Below are 24,075 nucleotides of genomic sequence, written 5' to 3' on the forward strand. Positions count from 1 at the left end.
CTACCGACGGCGCCGATGGCCGGCGTCAATCCCAAAGCGGCTACCCCTGAGTGTTGACCTTCGGCAGTGCTCGACAACACCCAGTCTCTACCCAATGCGCAGCCAATTCGCCACACGCGACAACCATCCAGGACGGTGCTCCTCGGCTGGCACGACCGCAGACCGGCCAGCCGATGGGGTGCTCGCGCGGGGCACACCACGATCACCGTAGTAGGCAGCTTTCAACTGGCGATCACGAGCGCGCCCGGCATCGATCAGCTGCTGTGGCATGTCGCCACTCCATTCGACCCGGTTGCGGTCGATCCAGTAGTGCGAGCGACAAGGGAAGCCCCAGTTCCCTACCGAGGGCGAAAGAGAGACCGATTCGCCGTCGAACGTGAGCTGCCAATCCGTCGGCGACAACGGTGTCACCACCTCACGGCCGCAGCCGCAACAGCATCGATGCGCTGCGGTTGCATAGGTCGTCGACACGTAGAGCACACCTTCCTGCAGTGTTTCGGGCACGAACTCGACGAACTCATGCGACAGGCGTTGCCTGCCGGTGCCTCGCTTGTTCATGTCGTGTCGTCCCCAGTGAGCAAGTTGCAGTTGGTGGTGTAGGTGCTGTCGTGCTCGTGCTCCAGATCCTGATAGAAGCCGCAGAACTTCTTCCATCTGATCACCGCAAGGGCAGCGGTCAGTGCGTTCAGATCAGCAATCTGAATGTTGCGCTCGTAGTCGCCGTCGTCGGCTGGAGCCGCGAATGAAACCCGCCGTGGCACATGGTCGGTCATTGCGGCCGTACTGGTTGTGACGCGGCAAATGGCCCACAGTTCTAGGCTTTCCTCGATCGTCTGCACGCCCAAGCCGGTGTCGATGAACGGAGTTCCACTGGCATGCAAGACCTCAATGATCAGCTTCTTTGCCGGCCCGGTGTCCATGCACAGGAACACGAAGTCGAAGCCTTGGAGCTGGGCGACGTTCTCTTCGCCGATGTACTCGTGGTGCGCGTGGATGCCTCGGCGCATCTTGGCGTAGTTGGTGTAGTGGTAGTCCACCTTGCTCGGGCGGTCGCGAAGCTCTTCGACCGACGCGGCACCAGGAGACCGGAACGCGTTGTGCTGCAGGAAAAGATCTCCGTCGTAGAGGTGAATCTCAACAACCGGTGTCTTTGACACGAGATCGAGAACAAACGACCCCGTCCCACCCAACCCAACGATGGCCACACGCTGCATGGCCAGCTTGGCGGTGATCGCGCCAATGCCGGCCCGGGAGGAGGCGGTGTCCACGTAGTTGAAGACGCCGTCGCCGTCTGCAGCCTCGATGACCTTGTACGTGCGGGCCGTCACATCTGCGCAAAGTGATGCGGCCGGCGCGCTGATGATCGCGATATACCGGGTTAACTTTTCGTGGTAGTCCGCATAGCCCTGGGGCGGCTTGTTGGAGAACGAGTGCTGCGCAATGAGGTCAGGCGCCAGCGTCATCTGATGACTCTGGTGCTTGATTTGCGCGATCTCGGTGCCATCGCGGTTGCAGGGGTGCTCGCCGATGAACATCATGATGTGACTGCCGGGGCGGCTCGTCACGTCGCCTGCAAGGGTAAGTTCCGACACGGCGCAGCCAAGGGCAACGTCGCCCCGGGCGTTGACGTAGGGCACCGAATGCACGAGCAGGTGCCCCGATCGAACCTCGACCTCGTAGCCGTCGTTCTGCAGCCGCAGCAGATCCGGGCTACGACTTATCAGTGCGCGCGACATTGAAGATCATCCCTTCCTTGACCTTGACCGTTTCACCTTCGACAAGCGTGCCTTCCGGTTTGTCGCCGTGGCCGCGCTTGAAGGTGACCGTGTAGATAGTCACGTCGTTGAACACCGCGTCGTCAAACGCCAAACGCACGACTTCCTCGAAGCTGAGTTCCTTGGCGGAGGTCTGCTTCTGGCGTCCGTTGACGATGATGTTGGTGAGCTTGGCAGGCGGGGCGCCTTTGCCGTCATGTCCGGGTTCACCCCGGTCGGGGGTTGCAGCTGACTGCATGGATAATTTCCTTTCCAGGTTCGCGTGCCGCCTTGAAAGTGGTGCCCGCTTACTTGGTAGGACTCCTGAGGCCCGCTCCGTGGACGCGCCGCCCAGAAAAAAATTCTCAGACCCGCATCCATAGAGGGGTGGTGGGGAGTCCAAGCGAGGGAGAACCACTATGTCTTCGCCACCACCACCCGACGACGACCTGAGCCTGGCCGAGGTCGACGCCACGCTGCGAGCGCTGTCGCCGGCCGACTGGGAGCGTGCGCTGCGAATGGCACGCTTTCGCGTCAGCGGCTTGGCCGACTGGACGCCAGAATCACTGCTCGCCGAAGCGCTGGCCAAGCTGCTTTCTGGCGAGCGCGTCTGGAGGCGCGGCGTTCCTGCGCTCCAGACGCTCAAGAACGTGCTGCACAGCCTGGCCAGCAACGACCGGAAGAAGCAGAAAGGTGCGCCAATCGACCGGTTTGCATCGGTCGACGTCGGCGTTGGGGACGACGAGGGCGATGACCGCGTTCCCGGTGTTGCTGCCGTGGATGATCGCTCGCCCGAGCGCATCATGGATGGACGGAGCCAGCTGGCGGCGATCGAGAAGTTGGTGGCGGACGACGAGGATGCCCAAATGGTTCTCTTGGCTTGGTCGGAGGGAATCCGAGGCAAGGAGGCCGCCGCCGATCTGGGCTTCGACTCGAAGCGATACGACGCGGCCAGGCAACGGCTGCTGCGCAAGTTAGAGCCCATCGCGAATCTGAGGAAGAACCCATGACTGCTACGCGCAAGCCCGATCCGATGGAAGTTCTGATGGATATCTATCTGGCAGAGCTGACTGAGATGAGCGATGAAGCGGTTCTCGACGGCAAAGATCCAGATTCGGTTCAGGCTGCAGGACTTCAGCTGTTGGACGGCGCCCGAGGTGAAGCTGGTCGCCGCCGAATGGCGGTAGCCCGCCAGAAGCTGCAGGCGAGGAACGCTGCGCAGGACGATGGGGCACAGGCGGCAGGCATCTCGGCAGCCGATGCCCGAGCGGCGCTTCGACGCGCTGCGGCATCGAACGATGGACGCTATACCTTGGCTGCGCGTCAGCTGGACGAGATGGCTGACGAAGATGTAATTCGCGCCTACGTGCAACTCCGCCGGCTTGAGGCCGAGGACAGTTCAGGCAACCCAGGTGCCGTCGAATGACACCGGGGCAGCGTGCTGAGGTACGCATCGCCGGCCTGGGCATCACCGATCCGCGCGACCTGGATGTCGATCTCATCGCCATGGATGCGAACATGGAGGTGATCTACGAGCCACTGAAGGGCTGTGAGGCAACACTCATCGGTGTTGGCAACCGTGCGATCGCCACAGTGCGACGTTCAGCGGTGCGAGGAAGAGAGCGGTTCTCGGTGGGTCACGAGCTTGGGCATTGGGACATGCACCGTGGCCGCTCGTTTCGCTGCCGCCTCGACGACCCCGATCAAAACTGGGCGTCCGACATTCAGTTGGAGAAGGAAGCCGATATCTACGCCTCGCACCTGTTGATGCCTGCAACGATGTTCAATCCTCGCGTTCAAGCGCTGGGGCGGCCGGGCTTCAGGGAGATCGAGGACTTGGCAGAGGTCTTCGCGACGAGCGTACTGGCGACGTGCATGCGGCTGGCGGATATCAACAAGCTTCCGGTGATTCTTGCGTGCTACAGCGCGCGCGGGATCCTCCGGTGGCAAAAGCCGGCTGCTGACTTGCCGCGTCGGTGGTGGCTTCGAAAGCAACTGGACGACGACAGCTTCGCACACGCCCTTCTGCAAGGCGGGAAGGCTCACCCCAACCTGGGGAAGCAACCTGGCGAGGTCTGGTTCGAGAACCAAGACGCTGAGAGGTATGAGATGTCGGAGGCTTGCATTGCGGGTCGCGCTGGCGAGGTCGTGGTTCTGTTGTACCTGGGATCCTCAATGCTCGACGCGGGGTACGACGCCGACGTCGGTCACCGCAAGTTCAACGAGTATGGATCTCGCCTGACACGCCGGTAGGGCAGCAAGCCTCGCTGTCGGTCAAACCAGAGGCGCCAGCGCGGTTGAGTGCGGTCGTTCTGTAGGTGTCGGCGCGGCAGGCTGGCTCCTCAACGTATGCCGTAGCGAGCAGGGGTTGTCCCGCAGGCGTCACCGCAATCTTCTGCATCGGAATTGAGATCACCCCGACACCGCACAGACATCTTCAGACCAGCTAGAAACGGACGGCCCACGCGACAGCAGCGGCTTGCAGCCCTGAGATCGAGGACGCGCTCAGGTCGTCGATCGGGCACGTGCCGCCCAGTCAAAATAAGACGCTTGCATCTCGGCCTTCAACACGGCGATTTGATCTTTCACAGGGCTCGGATCCTCGCGCAGGGCCGCAACCTGCCGGGCTGAGTTGATTACCTGCCATGCGGGATAGTCGTGGAACGGGTTGAGACCAATCAGATTTCCTTCAACCCCTGTCGCGGCGGTGGGCAGCGTGCTCAGCGTCGAGAACATGACGCTGGCGCGGTCAACGTCCCAGTCGCTCATGAATAGCAGCAGTGCGCTCAATGCCAGAAGCGAATGGCCATGTGATCCCCAGTCGGAAACGTGCCCAGTGAAAACCTTGGGTGCCTTCGCGCCGGCGACGTTGAAGACGTAGTTCGCCGCAAACCCCGCCAGCAGCACGACGGCTGCGTACTTGTCGCGTAGCGCCGTCGGATCGAGCACTTTGGTGCCTGCGTACTGGGCGAGCAGTTGCAAGGGGCGCTGAACCGTTTGCTTCCTGAAATGCACGCGCCACTCCACAGCCTTGAACAGGTGGGCGTTGCGCCGCGCCCACTCGCGCCCAGCGACACCGTCCCAGTCGAAACCAGGAAGCTGCCCATGCTCGGGTCGGAATGTGATCTGATCCAGCGACCAGAATCGGTCGGCGGCGTACATGTCGACGCACCAATGGATCAACTCGGGTGTGACGTCCAGCGTGATGGCGTGCTCGGTCCTCTCCTGCAGGAACCATAGGCGCATACGCCGCATGTCCGCCTGGCTGAACAAGGCGGCATGGATGCCTCGACAAACGAGATCGCGAACCGCGCGGGTCAGCGCGGTCTTCTCGCTCGCAAAGTTGGCCCGGTACTCGGTCCCGCGCTCGGTTTGATCGTCGTAGAAGTCGCAGAGCGGGTCGTGCGGATTGGCGCCGCCAGCAGCACCAAACCGGAAATGCCCCTGGCTCACTGCGCGCCCAATTCCTTTGGCGCGAGCGACTCTGACCAGAGTTGCACCGCGAGCGAGGCAGCCGCTGCACTCGAGATCCATAGCCGCCTTGGCACGCAGCTCGGACGGCATGCGCGCCAGCAGTGGATCGTCTTGCGTCGAGTAGCCGTTCAGCGCCAGCCACTGCTCCAGATCCAGCTCGCGCGAGGCTTCGTTCGAATACGCAGTGATCGGCATCGTTTCTCCAGTTGGGCTGATATGTTGCGTCTTCGGAGCGGGTGCAACCCGGCATCGATTATCGGGACGGTGTCCGGTGCGGGCCGGCTGCCATCGCTGCAATGGGAACCGTTCAAGAACTGTAGCCTTGATCCTTTTTGTCTTAATAAACAACAACTTAGCCCGCTTTTTGGCGAGCTGCTAATTCCCGGCCACCCTGGTCATGCGCCTCACACTTGCTTGCGCACAGGAAAAGCTGAGCGGTTAGACTTCCAACATGTTCAAGAAGAAGCCATCGCTGACCAAGCCTGCAGAGCAGCGCCTGCAAAAGGTGGCTGTGAAACGGGTGCGTGTTGCCAAGGCGCAGCGGGCCACTTTTCTTGCTCAGGTGAAGGCCACACAGCCCACGGAAGCCACCGAACAAAAAGCAGGTCGCTTGGTCGAGCGCGTTCGCGCAGCCAAGTCTGCGGACTTCCTGCAGCAGTACCGCACCGTCGGCTGATGCCGTTGCCGGAGGACGGACATGGCCTGCTGCCGGCCATTGAAGTTGACCCCGTTCTGTTGGCCGCATTCCACTGTGGCAAGGCTCACCTCGACACATTTCTCTCGCAGGCGGCCGACTTTCATCGTGCCCGGCTCGGTCTCACTACGGTGGCTTTCCACCGCGACGTGGCCGGCGTTATCGGCTACTTCACACTGGCCAATGACGCGCTTCCTCTGACAACGTCCGAACAGTTGGAACTCAACGTCGACGTGGCTCTCAAGGCCTATCCGGCGGTGAAGCTCGGTCGTCTGGCTGTAGCTAGCCACCTGCAAGGCCAGGGGATCGGTGAGCAGCTCATGTCGTTCATTCACGGCGAAATTCTCGACTCCGATTCACTGTCGGCGGCTCGCCTGGTCATTCTGGATGCCGACAACGAACCCCGCGTCGTGGCCTTCTATCGCAAGTCTGGCTACCAAGAGTCTCTCTGGGCCGAAGCCCAAGCGAAGAACCACCGTCCGGGCAAACCAGGCGCACCGCCGTCAACGGTGAAGATGATCAGGGACATCCTTGCCTAGCGAAACCCAGGGCAGCACTCAGAAGACCCGTCAGCTGCCGTCACACCTCGTGGAAAGTTGCACGTCCGGCACTTGAAGAGGTTGGACAGGAACACGCCACCGCTGCGCTTCCTGACCCATGTCACCCGCTCGCAGATCCGTCGTCACCGTCAGTCCTGGGACGGCTCCGCTGCGAAGCGCAGACCAAAAATCGTTCGAAGCCCAAACCTCGTGGAGGGCAGTGATGACCAAGCGACCACTAGGTGGCGACATGCGCTTGCCCACCGCCAAGAGCAGAGCGCCGGCATAGCCCTGGCGACGAAACTTCTCGTCAACCCACAGCCCGTCGACGTAGATGCGATCCTGCAGGGGCGACACACCGAAGCTAACCCGGCACACCGGGTTCGTGTGACCCGGCGCGCGGCCCTCCGCTCGCTGCCATGGGTTGGGAGCAACAAAGGATCCAGTGACGAAATCGACTTCGATGTCGACGTCCAAGTGCGGTGGCACCCGTTGCCGCCTTATCAAACCCAGCCAGCCAAACATCACGGATTTCCTTTTCTGGCAGCGCCTTGGTCTTGTGGAACTGCCGAACACGGTGGCACCACATAACGCCACTGTCGAGTGGATTACGAACCATGTGGAGCGGTTTCAGGCTGTTTGAAGAGGATTACGGGCAATTTTTCAAAGAAAGCGTCTCATGGAGTCGCCTCAGATGAGCTAATCCTTTATTAACCGATGTCAGAGATAGCCTCATTTTGCCTTGCACCTTCAGTCACTTCCATATGTAATATGCCAATACGTACTACAGTACGAAATCCGCGGAGAGGTACATGGCCCGAGCCGGCATCTATAAATCAGACGTGGTCCGCGCCCGGAACGCCCTGGTCGCGCAGAGGCGCCATCCATCGATCGACGCAATACGTATCGAACTTGGGAACACGGGGTCCAAGGGCACCATTCACCGCTTCCTCAAAGAGATCGAGGAAGAAGAGTCAGGCACGTCGTCCAAGGTGAAGACCAGCGAGGTCGTCCAAGACTTCGCGTCGCGTTTGGCCGAACGGCTTGAGCTGGAAGCCCGCGAGCAGTTGGTGGAAGCGGAAGGCCGCCACACCGAGCGGGTGGGGCAGATGCAGGCCCTGATCAACACCGGAACCCTGGCCTTGGCGGACACCCAGGCCAAGTTAAAGCGGGCAGAGGCCGGCCTGGCGCAGGAATCGACACGGTTGGCCGAGGCGGCCGCGCAGGTCTCCCAGCTGAATCTCGAGCTCACTCAGCTGAGGGCTCAGCTCGCAGGCCAGCAGGGGCTTGTGACCGAGCTGCAGGCCCATTCGGCCTCCCTCGAGGCGATGCACCAACACGCCCGGGAAGCCCTGGAGCATTTCCGGGCCGCCGCCAAGGAGCAGCGCGAGCGAGAGCAACGTCAGCACGAGCAGCAGGTGCAACACCTGCAATCCGAGCTGGCCAGGTCGAACGAGGCCTCGGCGGGCAAGCAGGTGGAGGTGCGGGCGGCCCTGCAGGACAAGATGGATGCACTGACGCAGGTCCAGGTGGCTCGCGCAGAGGCGCGGCAGCTGGAAGAGCGCATCCGGGAGTCCAAGCCGCTCAAGGACCAGGTGGCGGCGCAGACCCAGTTGGTCGAGCAGTTGCGAGCCCAGCTGGCCCAGCAGGTCGAGCGGCAGGACGAGACCCGGGCACGCAACCAGGACCTGGAGCGGCGTAACCTAGAACTCGAACGCCAGCTCGCCTCGGCCACGGCCGCCAGCGACGCCAGAGACGGCTTGCTGAAGGACGTCATGGCGCGGCTCTCCGATCCAAGACTCACGACCAGCACCGGTCAAAGCAGCTAAGCACGGAGGAACCATGGCCGAATCCGCGATTGAATGGACTGAGCACACCTGGAACCCGCTGAACCGGGCCCATAGCGGGCTGTTCAGCACGCTGATCTGTCGCATCAGAGCCTGAGTTCGGGAGCGCGACTCGCTACCTCCTTCGCGACGGCCCGCCAGCGGCAAAGGCCTGAGTGTTGATGCTCGCGGTGAACTGACCCGGTCTGCTCGTTCAATACTGACCCACCCCTGAAGGCTACCCGAGGGAGCCTGTGTCTGTGGATATCTCTGAGGTCTTGGGGGTCGGTGAGGTTCCTTTCCTGCGTTGAACCGATGGTTTGGTGCGAGCTGCCGCGACGGCCGTGCTGCTGTGCTTGAAGCGCCAAGACTCGTTGCCGCTCTCGACGATGTGGCAGTGATGCGTGAGCCGGTCCAGCAGCGCGGTGGTCATCTTGGCGTCGCCGAAGACGCTAGCCCATTCGCCGAAGCTCAGGTTGGTCGTGATGACCACGCTGGTGTGCTCGTAGAGTTTGCTGAGCAGATGGAACAGCAGCGCTCCGCCGGCCTGGCTGAACGGCAGGTAGCCCAGTTCGTCCAGGATGAGCAGATCCACGTAGGTGAGCCGGTGCGCGATCTGCCCAGCCTTGCCCGCGGCCTTCTCCGCCTCCAGCGCATTGACCAGTTCCACCGTCGAGTGGAAGCGCACCCGCTTGCCATGGCGCTGGATGGCCTCGATGCCCAGCGCCGTGGCCAGGTGTGTCTTGCCTGTGCCGGGCCCGCCGATCAGCACCACGTTATGTGCGACCTCGGTGAACGCGGTCGTATGCAGCTTGCGCACCAGCGCCTCGTCCACCGAGCTGGCCTGGAAGTCGAAGCTCGCCAGGTCACGGTGCGCGGGGAAGCGAGCTGCCGTCATCTGGTACGCGATGGAGCGCACATTGCGTTCGGCCCCCTCGGCGTCCAGTAGTTGCTCGATCAGTTGCTCAGGCTCCAGCGCGGCGTGCCGGCAATGCGCCAGCAGCTCAGGCCAGTTCGACGCCATGCCGTGCAGCTTGAGAGCCTTGAGCCTTGCCACGATCTCTGTGCTCATGGGCGAGCCTCCTGCTTGCTGCGCAACGCGTCGTAGCGTTGCACATCGGCGCGTGGCTCTTCCTTCAGTGCCGGTGTGGGCTGCGCCAGGTCACGGATGGCGGATGCCCCGTCCTTGAGGCGAGCCACCACGTTGAGTACGTGCTCGGCACTGGGCCGCCCCGCCTCCAGCGCAAGCTCCGCGGCCACCAGCACCGCTTCGAGCCCGTGCACCGGCACGGCCGCCAGCACCTGCGCCATCACACGGTCACCACCCGCATGGCGCAGCAGATGGCGTTGCAGGGTCTGAAGCACCTCGGGCATAGCCTTGAACGGCGCACCGTTGCGCAAGGCCCCGGGCTTGGTCTGCACCAGCGGGATGTAGTGCTGCCAGTCGTAGAAGGTCAGGTCGCGCTCGAAGCTGCGGATGTGCCGGGCCACCTCGACGCCGTCGGCCACCAGCGCCAACGTGTCGGGGTAGGCGCGCAGGCTGAGCACGGCGTTCACATGCCGCGTCGGCACGCTGTAGCGGTTGCGCTGGAAGTGCACCAGGGCCGTGGCAGAGACGCGCACGGGTTGCTCGACGTAGCCGTCGAAGGGCTTCGGGCATGGCATCAGTCGCGCCTGTTCGTCCTCAAGAACCTCTGCCACGGTGAGGCCAGACCACTCGGGGTGACTCGTCTCGGCCCAGATCGCTTGGCAGCGTTCGCCCAGCCAGGCGTTGAGCGTGGCCAGATCGGGCCAGCGCCGCTCGCAGGCTTCGCGCCAGATCTGGCGTCGGCGGTCTTGCACGTTCTTCTCGACGATGCCCTTCTCCCAGCCAGACGCCGGGTTGCAGAACTCGGGCTCGAACAGGTAGTGCGAGCACATGGCCTGGAACCGCGCGTTGACCGCGCGCTGCTTGCCCACGCCGACCTTGTCAACAGCGGTCCTCATGTTGTCGTACACGCCCCGCCGCGGCACCCCGCCCAGCGCCTGGAAGGCGCGTGCATGGGCGTCGAACAGCATCTCGTGGCTCTGGGTCGCGTAGGCCGTGAGCCAGAAGGCCCGGCTGCTGGCGAGCTTGGTGTGCGCGACTTCGAGCCGACGGCGCAGACCGCCAACGAAGACGTACTCGCAGCTCCAGTCAAACTGGAAGGCATCTCCCAGCTCGAAGCTCATCGGCACGAAGGCCGCTCGTCGTGGCGCCGCGTCCTGCTCGGCCCGCCAGGTGCGCACCCAGCGGGTCACGCGGGCGTAGCTGCCGGCGTAGCCCAACGCCCGGATCTGCTCGAACAGCATCTTGACCGTGCGCCGCTCGCGCACCGGCCGGTTCTGGTCGGCCTTCAAGGCTGACCCGAGATGCTCGGCCCAGGCGTCCACAACGCTCTTGGTCTCGCGCTTGAGGTACTTCGGCTCGGTCACGCCCTCTTGGCGCAACCACTGGCGCACGGTGTTCCGGGACAACCCGGTCTTGCGGCTCACCTCGCGGATGGACAGTCCATCGCGCAGGTGCATCCTTCTGATCTTGGCCAACATGCCCACGCTGATCACTCCTGCTTCCCCTGCTCATCCATTGAGCAGGTCAGTGTGTTTGCGTGGGTCAGTTTTAAGCGAGCAGCACCCAGGTAGGAGGGTCAGTTTTCAACGAACATCAACAGGAAGTCCCTTGCCAGGTCCGATAGCCGCGTCGTCGCCAAGGTGCTGGCTAGTTGGCCGTGCGTCAGCCAAGCTGCCACAAAGAGCACCGCACGGCGACGGACCTGGCTGGAAAAGCGGTCAACAACCTGGTCCGAAGCCACCAAAGCAATCAGCTCATCGGTATCGACGCGGTGCAGCGGTGTTGGGCTCAACTAGATTGGCGAATGGGTTGTTGGAAGCAGGACAGTCCGAAGTGCTTCTGGAATGAGAAAGATGGGGCTATGCTGCATTCAAGCGACCATTTCATCCAGAGCACCCTCACTCAGCTCCAGAAAGTCAGCACGCCATGGATACGTCGACCGCACAAGTTTTGGTGTTTGGGATCCTAGCGCTCCTATTCTTCGGATTCGCCTCATACATGGCGGATCGCGAAGCGCCATCCACGAAGGATCGGGAAAAAGCCGAAGAGCCACCGACGCTCCTCTGATGGTGCGCGATTTGCGTGCTGGTCATAAGGGTCGTGCGCAACTTCCGAGCAAGTTACTGACATGCCGCAACCCACACGCAGTTCGCTGAGATCCAAGGCACTGGTCGAGTTTGCGGGTGGGCCAGCTGATGCGCGGATCTCTGTCATCGTTGAAGCGAGACGACCGCCTGTGCCGTCGTCGCTGGTGCAGGCGATTAAGCACCCGGGCCGGCGGATCGGCTCCCATGCGAAAGCGGCCAGTAGCCTGCAAAGCATGGCCCGCCAGCCGACGCAGATGACTGAGGTTGAGGCCGAGCTCAGGCGCTTGGGGCTGGAATCGAAGGCACGTCGACTCGAACTGGCTGGTTCATTTGTGGTCGAGGTCAGTCCCCAACAACTGAGTCAGTTGGCGGCAGTTCCTTCAGTGCAGGCTATTCGGCCCAACCGCTTCAATCGGCGAACCGTGCTCTGATCGCCAAGCCGCTCTGGTTCACCACAGTTTTCTCGATGGCGTGCCCCAGTTCGAAATTGCGCTCAGTTTTACTTCGCGGTATGCGCTCTGTTTCACTTCGCTCGACGAAGATCGACCACATCAACGCCAAGCGCCAACGCAAGCCTCTCGACGTTGTCCAGCGCGACGTTGCGCTCTTGTCGTTCGATTGAGCATCACGAGTTGGGCTTGCAACCGCTGGTCGGTTGAGTTAAATTGACAAACTTAACGAACTTGTCCAACTGAACAATGCTAACCATCAACCGGATCATTCTGGTCGGCAACCTGGGGCGTCTGAGTAGCCCCTCAAAGTGGGACGGGGACAGCATCCGTGCCGCTCAGGCAGAGTTGCACGAGGCAATCGCACGCTACGGCCGGCTGTTTCGCATCAAGTTCGGAATGACGGACCTCGAGGTGCTGCGTGAGTGCGAGGCGCGCGGCCTAGCCTCGGACACACTCAAGGCGATCGCTCAACGCCTTGCGGTCGCTATCCAGCAATGGCAGGAGGCGATCTCCAAGGTTCAACCCGCTGTCCAATCCATCCTGACGCCGCGCCTGCGGACCGTCGCTCGCGCCTCAGCGTTCTTCCACGCTAACAAGGTCGATGAGCGCAACTTGCCCTGAGGTTGATTTGAAGTCTGCTGCCACCCTCATCGCAACCGATTCCCGTGCCAATGCCAGGAATCGACGACCCAAAGCCAAAGAATCAAATGACTTCGTGTCGCTCTCTGAAACGCGCGCCTTGCTCGCCGGCAGTGCCGTCGTACGCCAGCAGCGTCTCCAGGCGGGTGACATGATTTCCACAGATGACGCCGCAGAAATGATCGGTACGAGTCGCGTAACGATGAACGCTTGGATTGCCAAAGGCCGCGCGATCGGCCTGACGCAAATCAAGCGCGGTTTTCGCATGCCTGCTTGGCAGTTCGACCACCCCATGTGGGACGCGCTGCCGGCGGTATCGAAGGCCCTCGGTACGCCAGAAGGCTGGGCGCTGCTGGCATTCCTCGAGACACCCATCGGAGGGCTCGACGGACGCACGCCTCGCGCGGCCATCGAACAAGGCGAAGCTGAACGGGTAGTCGATCTGGCATCGCGGGGTAGCTGACCCGCCCAGATGCTTCTCCAAGACCTCGAATATCTCAACCACTACACCATTGCAGCAGGGCAATCGTTCTATCGCATCCAGCGTGTGCGTTCGGTTGCTGCGACGGTGAAAAGAGGCCCGCTCAAGCTCGCCCCCGCGGGCACCTTGAGCGGACGCTTCGACCTACAAAACCAGCCGACGGCTTACCTCGCCGAATCGCCCGACACCGCGCTGTACGAGTCCGTCTTCCGCAGGGAAGCGGCCTTCGTCTCACTGGCGCTGCTTGCGCAGCGCGAACTGATCGCGGCGCAGCTTGTCGATGAGCTTCGGCTGGGGGACTTGCGCCCGCACTGTTCCACCTGGCCGGTGCTGCAGTCACTGCGCCACTCCGTGACACAGCAACTTGCGGAGGATGCGCAGGCAGCGGGTTTCGCGGGGCTCGTCTATCGCTCCGCGCAGCAGTTTGGCCAAGACTGCATTGTGCTTTTCAACCCACCAGCCAACGTGGTGAAGCTGCTGTGGCGTTCTCCGCTCGTGAGTGCCGCAGGCGCCTTGAACCGTTGGGTCGCCATGGCAGCGCGTGGCTCACAGGTGCCACTGGTGCCGTGAGCGAAGCGCTGTTCGACACGCCCACGCCCAAGACATGAAAAGTTTGGCGCCGAAGACGCGCCAACGGTTTAGTCGCGAAAGCTAAGGAGGCGAGAACAACTTTGCCTTCAAGAGCGGGAACAAATTTAGGTTTCCGCACGGCTGCAGCGAGTTTCGATTCTGTGCACAACGAACGAAACGCACAGATCTCTTTGAGCCTCGGAATCACGCTCCCGCGCGATAAACCCGACGAGTCGAGCGACTCAAAATCCTCTTGATGTTTGGTAAGCGGACGCCTATCAATAGCACTCCATCAATCCGGAAGGAGTGCGCGTCACCACAAGGTCGAAAGGCCAGCTGCGGGAACAGCTGGCCTTTCCAATGTCCAAATATCAAGCCTCCACACGCCAGTGTTTCAGCCCCTTGAAGACTAGGCCTCGACAGGTCTGATGTCAAGGGCAGGGGATCGTTTCGCCAGAAGTTTCAAACGTTCAAGTTAACGATAGACCAGGACACCTTGCCAGGTGATCGCGTGCAGACCTTCCGACCAGCGTTCGGAGGCTTTGCATGTGCTTCGACATTCACAACGGTGCAGCCATTTGCCCTGAAGGCTGCAGGTTCGCGATCGGCGCTGCGCCATGAGCGCCGCGACGAAGAAGGGCGCCGCCAAGCGCTCGGGACGTCTTGGCACGCAACTGCGCGGCAAGCTGCAAGAGGACTACGACGCGCGCGGCAAGCAAAAGACCAGCCTCTGGTACGTCTATAGCCCGAAGGGCCGCCGCGACTTCGTGTTGCACGGCGACCTCCGCTATGGGCACTTCTTGTATGTCGAGTCCGACACCGCGGTCGAGCGCATCGACTACAAGCCGCGCGAACGCGTGGCGCGCATCGTTGGCGAAGACATCGCACGCTGCATCGATGCCGAGCTTCATCTGCATGACGGCGCGGTGGTGTGGCGCAGCGTCCGCTCCAGCGCGACCGCAGGGCGTGCCGCCCAGCCGCTCGCGAGTCTGCAGCTCCTGATCGACACGCGGTCGCGATCGGACCTTCCAACCCGGCTGGAGTGCCTGACCGAAAAGGAGATCTACGCGCAGCCGCTGCGCATCCAGAACTGGAACCGGATGGTTCCGTGGATGGCACAAGCGCGCAGCCTGCCGCTGCATGAGCACGGCAACGACGTCGCGACCCTGCTGCACACCCACCGCGAGGTCCTGCTTGGCGATGTGCTGGCTCTCGGCAAAGGGGACCAGCGCGCGCTTTACGTCGCCGCGCTTCTGCACGGCCTGCAGCTGGGGCGCTTTGAAAGCGATCTGAACGAGCGGCCCTGGAGCTTGCGCTCGCGCTTCTACGTGCGGGAGGCCGCGTCATGAGCAAGCGAACCTCCACCCCCAACGCCCCCGCCATCACGCCCGCCCAGCCCCGCAGGGAGGCCTACACCTTCAAGACGGTACCGTTCGAATGGCGTGACTGCGGCGCCTGGCCCAGGGTCAGCGTGGAACACCTGGACGACGACGATCGGACCCGTTTCGACCGCCTGGAGAAGGCCATCCGCGTCTACTTGGTCGATGGCTCGCTTCGAAAGGCGGCCGACGAAGGTGCTTGCGCGAAGCAGACCGTGCTCGACAAACTCAACCGCTGCTTGACGCTCACGGAGGAGGGCACACCGGTCGGCTGGCGCGGACTGCTGATGCATGAGCGTTTGGGCATCACGTACTCGCGCTGTGAACTGCCGGCCGGCGCGCGCGCCGCCGAATCGGGTGCGGCGGGCGCCTTTGAGCGTTTCCTGCAGGCATGGCCAGAGATCCGCGAGAAGCTCCACGCGGCCATCCGCTCGGGCGGATCGCCCACAAAGACCAGGTCGCGGCTGCCTACCTTCCGCAGCGTCTTCGCCAGGTTCACTGATGCCTGCAGGGACGCTGAACTGACCGACAAGGACTATCCGCTCAACTCCAAGAGCAAGGGGCGTCGCTCGGTCGAGCGCTATGCCGTGGCATACATCCGGCAGGATCCGGCATCAGTCGAGACTTGGTACGGCCAGGACGCTCGCGACGGCATGTCCCTAGGCACCGGCAAGAAGGGATTCCCGCTCGCGCTGGCTCCTCTGGACTACGCCGGCGCCGATGCACACAGCTTCCACTGCGTCGGTGTCGTCGTGATTCCCGGGCCCGCTGGCCCGCAGCGGGTACCGATCGAGCGCATCTGGGTCTTCCCCGTGCTCGACAAGGTGTCGAAGTGCGCCTATCGCTATGCCGTCTCGATCTCCAGTGAGATCTCGGCCGCCACCATCGAAGAAGCCCTCGAAGCCTGCTCGGTTCCCTGGACGCCTCGCGAACTGAAGGTGACCGGGCAACAGTACGCGCCGGGTGCGGGCTTTCCGGTGGGCTCGATCGAGGGGCTCAGCGAGTGCCGGCCAGCGGTGCTGCAGGTCGACAACGCCGCCCAGCACTTCGCGAACGCCATCGCGACCGGTGCCCGTCGTGCCTGGGGCTGCGCTGTGACCTGGGGACCGATCGGCGCCTGGTGGCGCAATGGCTTCACCGAGCGCTTCTTCCGCACGCTCGAGATGTACGGCTTCCAGTGCTTGCCGTCGTCGACCGGATCGAACACGCAGGACGTGCGCCGCGGCAAGCCCGCCGCCAACGCGATCCGCCACGAAATCACCTGGGAGGAACTGCTCGACCTCTGCGACGTGCTGTTCGCCAACTACAACGGCCGCTCGCACTCGAGCTTGGGCGGGCGCTCACCGCTGGAGGTGATGCGCAGCGGGCTGAGGGAGCACCAAGCCACCTACGTGCCGCGGCTGCCGGTGCCCGTGACCGTGCACTCGCCGGCGATGGGCGTGACGGTCGAGACCCGCCCCATCCGCGGCGGCATGAAGAAGGGCGCCACGGTGCTGCCATACGTGCAGATCGACGAAGTCCGCTACACGGCGCCCCCGCTGTCGTCGCGCCTCGAGCTCATCGGCCAGCCCATCGTGGTTCACATCCGCGAGCGCGACATGCAGGTGCAGGGCTTCCTTGAGAACGGCCAGGCGCTGGGCGTGCTGACCTGCATGGATGCTGGCTGGGCGGCGCATCCGCACTCGCGCGACATGCGCAAGGCGATCAACGCGTTGATTCGCAACGGCGACCTGCCTGGCGTCGCCCCGATCGCCGAGTACGTGGCGTACCTCGCCAAGAAGGCTTCCGCCGAAGCCCGCAAGAACCCGAACAAGGTGTCCGCCGCGGGCACCCAGCTCGCACAGGCGAGCCGCGTGACCGGCCTGAGCGTGCCGGCGGTGCCGGCGCGCCCCGTCCTCGTCCAGATCCCACCCCGCCCGATTCCCGGGCACATCCAGCGTCCCACCTGGGGCGCCCGCCGTTGACCAAAGGAGATTGCCATGAACGAAACTCTGACCGACGATCGGACCGAACAGCTCGATGCTGCGCCCGAACTGGCGCAGGAAGCACCCAAGCGCAAGCGCCGTCCAGCTGACACTGCGCGCGAAGCCGACGCGCCCGTCGAGGCACTGCGCCGCGATGCGCTTGAACCCGGCGAGACCCGGAACCACTTCTATGAGAACCACCCGCTGACCAGGAACGAGGTGGCGGTTGCCACACCGCCGCTCAAGGCCGCGTATGACGTGATCCAGGATGTGGTTGTGCACCGCGACTCGGGCACTTGCTTGCTGGCGGCGTTCCGTGTCGGCAAGACCACGGCCATCGAGGCGGCCGTCCTCGAGCTGAGCCGGACCTTCCCGAAACTGCCGGTGGGGATTGCCTTTGCCAAGGCCCACGACGCCTTCACGCAGGGGGTGTACTTTTCCGATCTGCTGCATGACTTCGGCCATGCCGGTGCCCTGCGCGGGACGGCGCAGGAGAAGCGGCTTCGCCTGTTGAACATGTTCATCACGCAAGCCCGACAGTGCGGCAGCGACCGTTATCTCCTTCTCGTGGACGAGGGTCAGAACTGGGGCGAGGCGCAGTTGACGTGGCTGCGCGATCTGGCCAATGACCTGCAGGCCAAGCAGGTTCGGCTCATCACGGTGACCTTTGGGCAGACCACCGAGATGCTGCTCCTGCGCGCTCGCCTGATCAGTCGCGCCCGCACCGACCTGGTCGGGCGCTTCTTGCTGACCCCGCGCGAGTTCCACGGCATCCGCTCGCTGGAGGAGCTTCACGAGACGCTGGCTGCCTACGACGACCCCGAGCAAAGCGAGTACCCTGCACAGAGCGGCATCAGCTACACCGAATTCTTCATGCCCACGGCGTGGAAGTCGGGCTGGCGCCTGGCCAAGGAAGCCGGGACGATGTGGACGGAACTGCGTGCCGTTGCTGCACGTAAGGATCAGCCCCACTGCAACATCGGCATGAACTGGATCGGCGGCACGATCCGCAATTTCCTGTTCTCCCAACTGCAGAACGACGGCGCCGGCTTCGCCGGCACTCCGGAGGTCTGGGCCCAGGCCGTGGAGGCGAGCGGCTACGAGTCGACGCTGTTCTAGGCCGGCGCCATGCCCTTGAACCGCAGCTTGTTCACCACGGTCGAGGACGGCCTGGTCGGGGCGCAACCCTGGCTGGCGCCGTGGGAGGGCGCGTACACGCGGGTGGCCAAGCTGGCGATCCTCAACGCGCTGGACGCGAAGGTAATGTGCGAGCTCCTGTTTGGGAAGCGAGTCTTGCAAGCGAGCTACAGCAGCGTGCACGGGCGCAGCTTCCTGAACAGCGCATGGGCGGTGCCGGGCGCCAAAGGCGCGGTCGGCGCCTCGGCCATTGCCGGCTTCCTGGACGGCACCTGCGGTCGCTGGGCTGTGCGCATCGCTTCGGATCGAAGGCTCCGATTGTGCTGCAGCTGTGCGGATCAGGGCTTCCAGTCGGCCCTGTTCCAGATCGAGGCGCTCAAGGCGTGCCCGATTCACGGCGAACCCTTGATCGACGCCTGCCCGCACTGCCAGGCTCCGACGCCTCGCTACGCGCTGACGGTGGAGGGATTCGACACGCCGATGCAGTGCGTGCACTGCGGCATGGGGTACGGGCGTGCATGGACAGGTGCCGCTGATCTGGACCACTGGTACGGTCCGCGGGACCTCTCTGCGTTGGCGGACATCGGCCAGCGATTCGCCGCCCTGGAGCGCAGCCACGTCGACTGGCCCATGGCGACCAGTTGGGTGGTCGACCCAACACGGACCGACGACACAGGCTCCAAGGCCCAGGTGTATGAGGTCCTGTGCGGGATGGCCCCCGAGGTCGACGACACGGCCCAGGACGCCCACCAGCCAGGGCAGGGGACCGTGGCGCTGCGCAGTTGGCCTTGCGACCCTCCGGGGGTGTTCTTCATCTCAACGGAGAACGAGGCGCGGGACACGCGCATCGCCATCTACAAGTCCATCCGGCGGCACGTGATGCGACGGTTTGGGCTGCGTCCGCGACTTCAGAGCAAGCGTCTCGAAGACGACTTCTATTTCCACCGTGTCACTGAAGCGCTCCTCCCAAGGGCGTCCAGCAACTGCCCGCCAGCGCTGCACGCCTTCGTGCTGTGGTCGCGACGCTGCGAAGAAGGGGACCATCACATACCGCGGGAGCGCTGGCGTTGGCACCGCAGCGGGGTTCGCCTGCGGCAGCGCATCTTGCGCTGGCCCACCGACCGACACGTGTGCCATGCCGCCTGGGGGCACTTCATTTGGAGCAGCTTCTTGGAGGACCTCTGGACAGCACAGCGCTGGGCGACCCACAGCGCCCCGCTCGGCGATCCGTTCGATGAAGAGATGCCACAGGACGAGGAGAACCAGCGTCGGCGAACGGCCTACCTGGAGTTGCTTACCACCTGGACGCCGCGCTTGAGCTCACTGATGCAGGCGTGGTCGAGCGGCATCACCTACCTGTTGTGGCGTCACGACCAAGGGCCTGAGCGCCTGTGTCTGGCCACGATCAACCGACAAGGAGATTTGCAATGACGTCATCGTCCTTCCTGGACAGTTTGAACGCGCGGAGCGCAACACCTGCAGCGCCCGCGATCCCGGTCGCCGCTTCCCCGCGTTCACATGCCAACGCAACCGCAGCGCGCAAGCAGGGCCATGCAGGAATCGCCTCGCTGGAGCACTTTGTCAGCCCACCGGCCTTGGATGGGCAGAACGGTCTGCACCGCTGTACCGTCACCGCTTCGATCGACGCCAATGACGACCTGGCGGCCATCAGGTGCTGGGTCGAGACTGCTGAGATCGAAGACACGGCCCGGGCGCGCCGCTCTGCGGGCGAGAAGCTCATCAACTGGGCCAACCATGTGTGCGGCAAGGCGGTCTCTTCGCTGGACGTCGAGGACTTCGCGGCCTTCTCGCGCTTCCTGGCCGACCCGCATCCAGTCGAACTCTGGATTCATCCAGACCGGGTGCCACGCGACAGCCCCCAATGGCGGCCGTTCAGGCGCGTGCCATCGCTCGGCGCCCGCAAGGCCATCTTGCAGCAGGTCTCGGCGCTGGCGAGTTGGCTTGAAGAAAAGCGCTACGCCCAGCTTCAGCCACTCTACGGCGTTCGGAACATGAATCAAGGCTTCAGCCGCAGTGCCTTGGCCGAGTTCACGGCCGGCAAGCACAAGGCGGAGGACAGCATGAGCCTGGCCGAGTGGGAGTGCATCCGGCAAACGCTGGACGCGGAGTATCCGAAGGAGCAGGCTTCGGCGGAGCGACTGATCGTCGAACTCCTGTACTACGCCGACTGCTTCGCCTCCGATCTTGCGAAGCTCACGCATGCGAATTTCGCTGCCCCGGACCGCTGGCGCGGCCGCTGGCGGCTCCTGCGCGGTGGTCAGCCTGCGCTTCGGGATATCACTCGCGACCACCGAGATGGCCTGCTGGCTGAGCCGCTGAGCCAGACACTGTCGGCGTGGTTTGCGGTTCTCGAGCCGCGACACCTCGGTTACCTCACGATGCGACTGCGACCGCTACACGATCCGCTCTTTGCCATGACAGCAGCGCAGATCGCGGCCAAGGGAAAACAGGTGATCCGCCATGCAGCGCGTCGCGCGCTGCAGGCGGGCAGGGTGGAGCTGGGCCTGCAACTGCGCGAGCGGTCCCTGCTCGGATTCCGGGGGGCGTATCAGAAGCACCAGTTGCCAAAGCGAGAGCAGCCTGGTGCCGAATACGACCTGACCCGTGAAGCGCGCTTGAGCCCGGCGCTGCTTCTGCGGCTGTACCGCCATCTGCATGAGCGCCCGTCGGACTTCGGCGAACAACATATGAAGTGCGCTGGTGCGGCTGCGGGCGTTGCTGGAAAGGACCATCGTGGGCGCGCGTGAGGATGGGCAGGGCAACGCGGGCCGGGTCCGATCTCGGGCGCTCCCGAAGGTGGCGGAAACCACCACGGCAGAAGCCGCGCGCTTCGATCCGGACAGCGACCCCTGTTGGGATTACAGCTATGCGGCTCAGCGGGCAACGTTTCTGCTGTACCGACCGGTGCACCGCTTCGTGGCCAAGCACGTGCTCGGCAAGGCGCACCGACGGGTTCGACGCTTGCTGGAGCTGAGGACGCCGGAAGCGCTCGGCAGGGCCCTTGCCGACGACCCACGCGACCGGGATGCGTGGGCACTCGCGATGTGGCAGATTGCGATCGAGCCTGACGCCCAGCAGCGGCTGTGGATCAGCCATGAGCCGAGCGTGTACCGCTCGTATAAGCAAGAGCCGCTGTGGGTGAAGCTCGGTCATCAGCTCAACTTCGAGCTGAAGGTGGACGTGGGCAACAGGCAACTCAACCTGACGCACGCCGACTGGCTGCTGGCCCACGCCGCCGGTACCGCGATGCGAGCCTTGTGGGCGGACGCAAAGAATCTCGCCAAAGGCATGGCGCGCGCCGCCGACGGGTACTGGGATCCCGAGATGCTCTGTCAGACCGTGCCTCTGCAGCTAAACGGTCGCCTCAGTCCGTCTGGCGCCGTGAGTGTCACGTACGAGGGCGCGGCCATCGGACCGGTGATGCAGCCCAGACTGCATCGGAACAAGGCAGCACGCCGTCGTGCCATCGAACAAGCTGATGCAGTTCGGCTTCAGTCGGTCCGCGACCTGTGCAAGGGACCCTGCCTGCGGTTTTCGTTCGAGCATGGCTGGCGAGCGGTCGACTCCAGCGAGCCAGCCAGACAGGCGGTGCCGTTGGACGTCCGCAAAATGCGGCTCTTTGCCCCCGGGCGGCCACACTTCTATTGCTTCAAGACCGACAGGGACCAGTGGTGTGCGCGGCTCAAGGATCGCCCGCTGGAAGTGATTGAGGACGAACGCTGGAAGGCAGTCGACACCCTGCGGCATGCCGGAGCACGCTACCTGAAGATGTATGGGCAGCTAGTCGGTCCGAAGGATGCGTCCAGTGGCGCTGCGGTCCGCGCCAGCGCCTAATTCCGAGCCGGTTGCGTTCGGGGAGTCGGGGATTTCTGTCGTACGACATGATTTCCCGAATTGCCGGAGATTCGGTCAGGTCGGGACTTTCTGTCGCATTTCCCCGGGGAGCGTTAAGTGAAATTGCGTCGCCGGACTTAGATGGCCCGACCTCAACGCATGCACACTCTCTTAGACTTTACATAATATACATTGTGGCGCTTTGGTAAATGCCTGAAAAGCCGGAACATGTTGATGGCCCCGTCACAATGCAACACCCCGTCGGTGATCCACAGCATTGGGGCGAACTGGCCTAACCCGGGAGGTAACTGTGTCGCAAACCAAATCGCACGCGCGAGTTTCTCCGCCAGCAGACACACTGCATCTGCACGATGTGATCGCGACACCGCTTTTGCAGCAGCGGCTCTCCCGAGCGCCTGACTACCAACGAGAAAGCGAAGCCTTGAGCTCGCTGGCCACAACGTTGTCTGAAGCGCCTTACGAGATTCCACAGCAATTGGTGGATTTGGCTTGCGCCCTGACCGGAGCGGGCTCTGCTGGCATCAGTCTTCAAGAACGAGTCAACGATGAACCTGTGTTTCGCTGGGTTGCCACTGCAGGAGCGTTCAAGGCGCTAGCAGGCCAGACCCTCCCGCGACACTTCAGTCCTTGCGGCGTGGTTTTAGATCGCGGTGACGCGCTTCTGATGAATGAGCCCGTCCGCAGCTTTCCCTATATCGCGGACCTGCCGGTGCCAGTGCGCGAAGTCCTGCTCGTTCCGTTCATGCAAAACGGTGTGCCCAATGGCACCGTGTGGGTTGTCCACCATGACGAGCACAGGCAATTCGACAGCGAAGACCTGCGTCTTGTCCGCAGCCTCAGCGCATTCGCAGCTGCTGCATCCGGAACTGTCGGATTGGTCGGCAAGCTGCTTGACAGCAACGCCAATGGAAGACGGCTCCTCGAGGCATCCCAAGAGCAAAACCGCATCCTTGCCCAGTGGTTCAAGCAGGCACCTGGGTTTGTCGCACTGCTGCGCGGTCGAAAGCATGTGTTCGAGGTGGTCAACGACGCCTACTACCAAGTTGTGGGTCGTCGCCCTCTCTTGGACAAACCGGTCATCGAGGCGCTTCCTGAAGCTGCAGGCCAGGGTTTCGTGAAGCTTCTTGACCAGGTCTACGAGACCAACGAGGCGTATGTCGGGCGCGACGTGCCAGCCCTGTTGAGCCGCGACCCTCAATTGCCGCCTGTGCTGGCGTATTTGGACTTCGTCTATCAACCCGTCCAGGACGAGGATGGCAGGGTCACCGGCATCTTCGTTCAGGGCAACGATGTGAGCGATCGTCACCGACAGATGGAGCTGCTCCAGCAAGAGGACGCGCGCAAAGACGAGATGCTTGCGGTTGTCGCCCATGAGATGCGCAACCCTCTGTCGCCTATGGTCGCAGCGGTCCACCTGTTGAAGAAGAGGATCGTCGACCCGATCGACAGAAAGAACCTGGCCATCCTGGAGCGGCAGACAGGCCAGCTGAGTGCCTTGATCAGTGATCTGTTGGATGCAACCAGCATTCGCACCGGCAAGGTTTCGTTGCGCCTCACACCGGTGTCGCTCCAGGATGTTGTCGTACGGGCCGTCGAGGGATGCAAGGACGAGCTGGAGAAACGACGCCACGACTTGACACTCGATGTTCCGCAAGAAAGCGCGATAGTGGAAGGGGACGTCGCACGCCTCACCCAGGTGCTGATCAATCTTCTCAACAACGCGATCAAGTACACGCCTGAAGAGGGAAGCATCACCGTGGCAATCGAAGCTGTTGGCGAGTCCGCTGAACTCAGCGTCCACGATTCCGGCCTCGGGCTCGCGCCTGAACTCCTCACACGTGTTTTCGACATGTTCATGCAGGTCCCGGAGGCCTCACGGCATGCAGGAGGCGGGTTGGGGATCGGCTTGGCGCTGGTGCGGCGAATTGTCGAGTTACACGGCGGTGCGGTTCGCGCGGAAAGCGCTGGCGTGGGTCTGGGGAGCCGTTTTGTGGTCTCTCTTCCGCTTTGTCGAAGCCAACCAACAACAGAGACCTAACCTCTCAAATGGCTATCGCATTGCCTTGGGGCTGCGCCGGTAGGTGTCCGTCGAGCGAAGTTAGTCGGCCGCTCG

The 24,075-nt window shown here is 63.1% G+C and carries 25 protein-coding genes; 17 read left to right on the top strand and 8 right to left on the bottom strand.

Translation table 11 applies throughout. The features are described 5' to 3' along the window. Window positions 1-87 precede the first annotated feature (87 nt). Genes AC1KAR_RS00285 through AC1KAR_RS00295 form a run of 3 tightly spaced genes read right to left on the bottom strand, consistent with a single transcriptional unit; the run spans window position 88 to window position 2,013 of the window. Entirely contained in the window at window positions 88-558 is a 471-nt protein-coding gene (locus tag AC1KAR_RS00285; protein ID WP_480313600.1) for a ubiquitination-like system serine protease family protein, read from the bottom strand. Beyond that, entirely contained in the window at window positions 555-1,736 is a 1,182-nt protein-coding gene (locus tag AC1KAR_RS00290) for a ThiF family adenylyltransferase (RefSeq protein WP_480313602.1), read from the bottom strand. Before AC1KAR_RS00290 ends, AC1KAR_RS00285 begins: the two co-directional genes overlap by 4 nt. Beyond that, on the bottom strand, window positions 1,711-2,013 hold the full coding sequence (locus AC1KAR_RS00295) for a multiubiquitin domain-containing protein (RefSeq protein ID WP_480313604.1): 303 nt from the start codon (window positions 2,011-2,013) through the stop codon (window positions 1,711-1,713). The genes AC1KAR_RS00290 and AC1KAR_RS00295 overlap by 26 nt, the downstream gene beginning before the upstream one ends. A gap of 160 nt (window positions 2,014-2,173) precedes the next feature. Between AC1KAR_RS00295 and AC1KAR_RS00300 the strand changes: the two genes are divergently transcribed. Genes AC1KAR_RS00300 through AC1KAR_RS00310 form a run of 3 tightly spaced genes read left to right on the top strand, consistent with a single transcriptional unit; the run spans window position 2,174 to window position 4,007 of the window. Beyond that, a complete protein-coding gene (locus tag AC1KAR_RS00300; RefSeq protein ID WP_480313606.1) occupies window positions 2,174-2,764 on the top strand; it encodes a hypothetical protein in 591 nt (196 codons plus the stop codon). Further along, the gene (locus tag AC1KAR_RS00305; protein WP_480313608.1) at window positions 2,761-3,180 is read left to right on the top strand and encodes a hypothetical protein; all 420 of its coding nucleotides are present in this window, start codon (window positions 2,761-2,763) and stop codon (window positions 3,178-3,180) included. The genes AC1KAR_RS00300 and AC1KAR_RS00305 overlap by 4 nt, the downstream gene beginning before the upstream one ends. Further along, window positions 3,177-4,007: an ImmA/IrrE family metallo-endopeptidase gene (locus tag AC1KAR_RS00310; protein WP_480313609.1), complete on the top strand. Its 831-nt coding sequence runs from the start codon at window positions 3,177-3,179 to the stop codon at window positions 4,005-4,007. Before AC1KAR_RS00305 ends, AC1KAR_RS00310 begins: the two co-directional genes overlap by 4 nt. A gap of 252 nt (window positions 4,008-4,259) precedes the next feature. Here the strand turns inward: AC1KAR_RS00310 and AC1KAR_RS00315 are convergent, their stop codons facing one another. Next, window positions 4,260-5,423 (bottom strand): hypothetical protein, encoded by a 1,164-nt coding sequence (locus tag AC1KAR_RS00315; RefSeq protein ID WP_480313611.1) that lies wholly within the window; start codon window positions 5,421-5,423, stop codon window positions 4,260-4,262. Window positions 5,424-5,679: 256 nt separating this feature from the next. Between AC1KAR_RS00315 and AC1KAR_RS00320 the strand changes: the two genes are divergently transcribed. Continuing rightward, window positions 5,680-5,904: a hypothetical protein gene (locus AC1KAR_RS00320; RefSeq protein ID WP_480313613.1), complete on the top strand. Its 225-nt coding sequence runs from the start codon at window positions 5,680-5,682 to the stop codon at window positions 5,902-5,904. Further along, window positions 5,904-6,461 (top strand): GNAT family N-acetyltransferase, encoded by a 558-nt coding sequence (locus tag AC1KAR_RS00325; RefSeq protein ID WP_480313615.1) that lies wholly within the window; start codon window positions 5,904-5,906, stop codon window positions 6,459-6,461. Before AC1KAR_RS00320 ends, AC1KAR_RS00325 begins: the two co-directional genes overlap by 1 nt. A gap of 30 nt (window positions 6,462-6,491) precedes the next feature. On the opposite strand, the gene AC1KAR_RS00330 is transcribed toward AC1KAR_RS00325, so the two are convergent. Beyond that, window positions 6,492-6,986, bottom strand: coding sequence for an N-acetyltransferase (locus AC1KAR_RS00330; protein ID WP_480313617.1), 495 nt, complete (start codon window positions 6,984-6,986; stop codon window positions 6,492-6,494). A gap of 287 nt (window positions 6,987-7,273) precedes the next feature. Here AC1KAR_RS00330 and AC1KAR_RS00335 point away from each other — a divergent pair, with 287 nt between their 5' ends. Then, on the top strand, window positions 7,274-8,290 hold the full coding sequence (locus tag AC1KAR_RS00335) for a DNA-binding protein (RefSeq protein ID WP_480313618.1): 1,017 nt from the start codon (window positions 7,274-7,276) through the stop codon (window positions 8,288-8,290). A gap of 235 nt (window positions 8,291-8,525) precedes the next feature. Here AC1KAR_RS00335 and istB read toward each other — a convergent pair whose 3' ends face one another. The 3 genes from istB to AC1KAR_RS00350 form a co-directional block, all read right to left on the bottom strand. Then, the gene (istB, locus tag AC1KAR_RS00340) at window positions 8,526-9,359 is read right to left on the bottom strand and encodes an IS21-like element helper ATPase IstB (RefSeq protein WP_480313619.1); all 834 of its coding nucleotides are present in this window, start codon (window positions 9,357-9,359) and stop codon (window positions 8,526-8,528) included. Next, window positions 9,356-10,861 carry an IS21 family transposase gene (istA, locus tag AC1KAR_RS00345; RefSeq protein ID WP_480313621.1) on the bottom strand — a complete coding sequence of 502 codons (1,506 nt, stop codon included), beginning with the start codon at window positions 10,859-10,861 and terminating at the stop codon, window positions 9,356-9,358. Before istA ends, istB begins: the two co-directional genes overlap by 4 nt. Window positions 10,862-10,953: 92 nt before the next feature. Then, on the bottom strand, window positions 10,954-11,169 hold the full coding sequence (locus AC1KAR_RS00350; protein WP_480313622.1) for a hypothetical protein: 216 nt from the start codon (window positions 11,167-11,169) through the stop codon (window positions 10,954-10,956). Window positions 11,170-11,505: 336 nt separating this feature from the next. Between AC1KAR_RS00350 and AC1KAR_RS00355 the strand changes: the two genes are divergently transcribed. The 11 genes from AC1KAR_RS00355 (at window position 11,506) to AC1KAR_RS00405 (ending at window position 24,000) form a co-directional block, all read left to right on the top strand. Next, complete coding sequence (locus AC1KAR_RS00355; protein ID WP_480313623.1) at window positions 11,506-11,895, top strand: hypothetical protein; 390 nt, start codon at window positions 11,506-11,508, stop codon at window positions 11,893-11,895. 267 nt (window positions 11,896-12,162) lie between these two features. Further along, a complete protein-coding gene (locus AC1KAR_RS00360) occupies window positions 12,163-12,537 on the top strand; it encodes a hypothetical protein (protein ID WP_480313624.1) in 375 nt (124 codons plus the stop codon). Then, complete coding sequence (locus tag AC1KAR_RS00365; RefSeq protein ID WP_480313626.1) at window positions 12,518-13,018, top strand: hypothetical protein; 501 nt, start codon at window positions 12,518-12,520, stop codon at window positions 13,016-13,018. Before AC1KAR_RS00360 ends, AC1KAR_RS00365 begins: the two co-directional genes overlap by 20 nt. Before the next feature lie 9 nt (window positions 13,019-13,027). After that, the gene (locus AC1KAR_RS00370; protein ID WP_480313627.1) at window positions 13,028-13,606 is read left to right on the top strand and encodes an RES family NAD+ phosphorylase; all 579 of its coding nucleotides are present in this window, start codon (window positions 13,028-13,030) and stop codon (window positions 13,604-13,606) included. A 617-nt stretch (window positions 13,607-14,223) separates the two neighbouring features. Next, entirely contained in the window at window positions 14,224-14,955 is a 732-nt protein-coding gene (locus tag AC1KAR_RS00375) for a hypothetical protein (RefSeq protein ID WP_480313628.1), read from the top strand. Further along, window positions 14,952-16,949 (top strand): hypothetical protein, encoded by a 1,998-nt coding sequence (locus AC1KAR_RS00380; protein WP_480313630.1) that lies wholly within the window; start codon window positions 14,952-14,954, stop codon window positions 16,947-16,949. Before AC1KAR_RS00375 ends, AC1KAR_RS00380 begins: the two co-directional genes overlap by 4 nt. A 15-nt stretch (window positions 16,950-16,964) precedes the next feature. Continuing rightward, the gene (locus AC1KAR_RS00385) at window positions 16,965-18,068 is read left to right on the top strand and encodes an ATP-binding protein (protein WP_480313632.1); all 1,104 of its coding nucleotides are present in this window, start codon (window positions 16,965-16,967) and stop codon (window positions 18,066-18,068) included. Between the two features lie 9 nt (window positions 18,069-18,077). Continuing rightward, window positions 18,078-19,517, top strand: a complete 1,440-nt coding sequence (locus tag AC1KAR_RS00390; RefSeq protein WP_480313634.1) for a hypothetical protein — start codon at window positions 18,078-18,080, stop codon at window positions 19,515-19,517. Next, window positions 19,514-20,854 carry a hypothetical protein gene (locus AC1KAR_RS00395; protein ID WP_480313636.1) on the top strand — a complete coding sequence of 447 codons (1,341 nt, stop codon included), beginning with the start codon at window positions 19,514-19,516 and terminating at the stop codon, window positions 20,852-20,854. Before AC1KAR_RS00390 ends, AC1KAR_RS00395 begins: the two co-directional genes overlap by 4 nt. Before the next feature lie 49 nt (window positions 20,855-20,903). Then, window positions 20,904-21,941 (top strand): hypothetical protein, encoded by a 1,038-nt coding sequence (locus AC1KAR_RS00400; protein ID WP_480313638.1) that lies wholly within the window; start codon window positions 20,904-20,906, stop codon window positions 21,939-21,941. A 310-nt stretch (window positions 21,942-22,251) separates the two neighbouring features. Then, window positions 22,252-24,000: a sensor histidine kinase gene (locus AC1KAR_RS00405; RefSeq protein WP_480313640.1), complete on the top strand. Its 1,749-nt coding sequence runs from the start codon at window positions 22,252-22,254 to the stop codon at window positions 23,998-24,000. Window positions 24,001-24,075 lie beyond the last annotated feature (75 nt).

It is taken from the genome of Piscinibacter sp. PDB1-1 (assembly GCF_056675995.1).

Excerpts from the sequence above, each read along its gene's own strand:
- istB (WP_480313619.1), bottom strand. The coding sequence starts at position 9,359 with ATGAGCACAGAGATCGTGGCAAGGCTCAAGGCTCTCAAGCTGCACGGC.
- AC1KAR_RS00375 (WP_480313628.1), top strand. The coding sequence starts at position 14,224 with ATGAGCGCCGCGACGAAGAAGGGCGCCGCCAAGCGCTCGGGACGTCTT.
- AC1KAR_RS00355 (WP_480313623.1), top strand. The coding sequence starts at position 11,506 with ATGCCGCAACCCACACGCAGTTCGCTGAGATCCAAGGCACTGGTCGAG.
- AC1KAR_RS00305 (WP_480313608.1), top strand. The coding sequence starts at position 2,761 with ATGACTGCTACGCGCAAGCCCGATCCGATGGAAGTTCTGATGGATATC.
- AC1KAR_RS00285 (WP_480313600.1), bottom strand. The coding sequence starts at position 558 with ATGAACAAGCGAGGCACCGGCAGGCAACGCCTGTCGCATGAGTTCGTC.
- AC1KAR_RS00380 (WP_480313630.1), top strand. The coding sequence starts at position 14,952 with ATGAGCAAGCGAACCTCCACCCCCAACGCCCCCGCCATCACGCCCGCC.
- AC1KAR_RS00325 (WP_480313615.1), top strand. The coding sequence starts at position 5,904 with ATGCCGTTGCCGGAGGACGGACATGGCCTGCTGCCGGCCATTGAAGTT.
- AC1KAR_RS00370 (WP_480313627.1), top strand. The coding sequence starts at position 13,028 with ATGCTTCTCCAAGACCTCGAATATCTCAACCACTACACCATTGCAGCA.
- AC1KAR_RS00330 (WP_480313617.1), bottom strand. The coding sequence starts at position 6,986 with ATGTTTGGCTGGCTGGGTTTGATAAGGCGGCAACGGGTGCCACCGCAC.
- AC1KAR_RS00395 (WP_480313636.1), top strand. The coding sequence starts at position 19,514 with ATGACGTCATCGTCCTTCCTGGACAGTTTGAACGCGCGGAGCGCAACA.
- AC1KAR_RS00315 (WP_480313611.1), bottom strand. The coding sequence starts at position 5,423 with ATGCCGATCACTGCGTATTCGAACGAAGCCTCGCGCGAGCTGGATCTG.
- AC1KAR_RS00390 (WP_480313634.1), top strand. The coding sequence starts at position 18,078 with ATGCCCTTGAACCGCAGCTTGTTCACCACGGTCGAGGACGGCCTGGTC.
- AC1KAR_RS00290 (WP_480313602.1), bottom strand. The coding sequence starts at position 1,736 with ATGTCGCGCGCACTGATAAGTCGTAGCCCGGATCTGCTGCGGCTGCAG.
- AC1KAR_RS00385 (WP_480313632.1), top strand. The coding sequence starts at position 16,965 with ATGAACGAAACTCTGACCGACGATCGGACCGAACAGCTCGATGCTGCG.
- AC1KAR_RS00335 (WP_480313618.1), top strand. The coding sequence starts at position 7,274 with ATGGCCCGAGCCGGCATCTATAAATCAGACGTGGTCCGCGCCCGGAAC.
- AC1KAR_RS00310 (WP_480313609.1), top strand. The coding sequence starts at position 3,177 with ATGACACCGGGGCAGCGTGCTGAGGTACGCATCGCCGGCCTGGGCATC.
- AC1KAR_RS00300 (WP_480313606.1), top strand. The coding sequence starts at position 2,174 with ATGTCTTCGCCACCACCACCCGACGACGACCTGAGCCTGGCCGAGGTC.
- AC1KAR_RS00320 (WP_480313613.1), top strand. The coding sequence starts at position 5,680 with ATGTTCAAGAAGAAGCCATCGCTGACCAAGCCTGCAGAGCAGCGCCTG.
- AC1KAR_RS00365 (WP_480313626.1), top strand. The coding sequence starts at position 12,518 with ATGAGCGCAACTTGCCCTGAGGTTGATTTGAAGTCTGCTGCCACCCTC.
- AC1KAR_RS00360 (WP_480313624.1), top strand. The coding sequence starts at position 12,163 with ATGCTAACCATCAACCGGATCATTCTGGTCGGCAACCTGGGGCGTCTG.
- AC1KAR_RS00295 (WP_480313604.1), bottom strand. The coding sequence starts at position 2,013 with ATGCAGTCAGCTGCAACCCCCGACCGGGGTGAACCCGGACATGACGGC.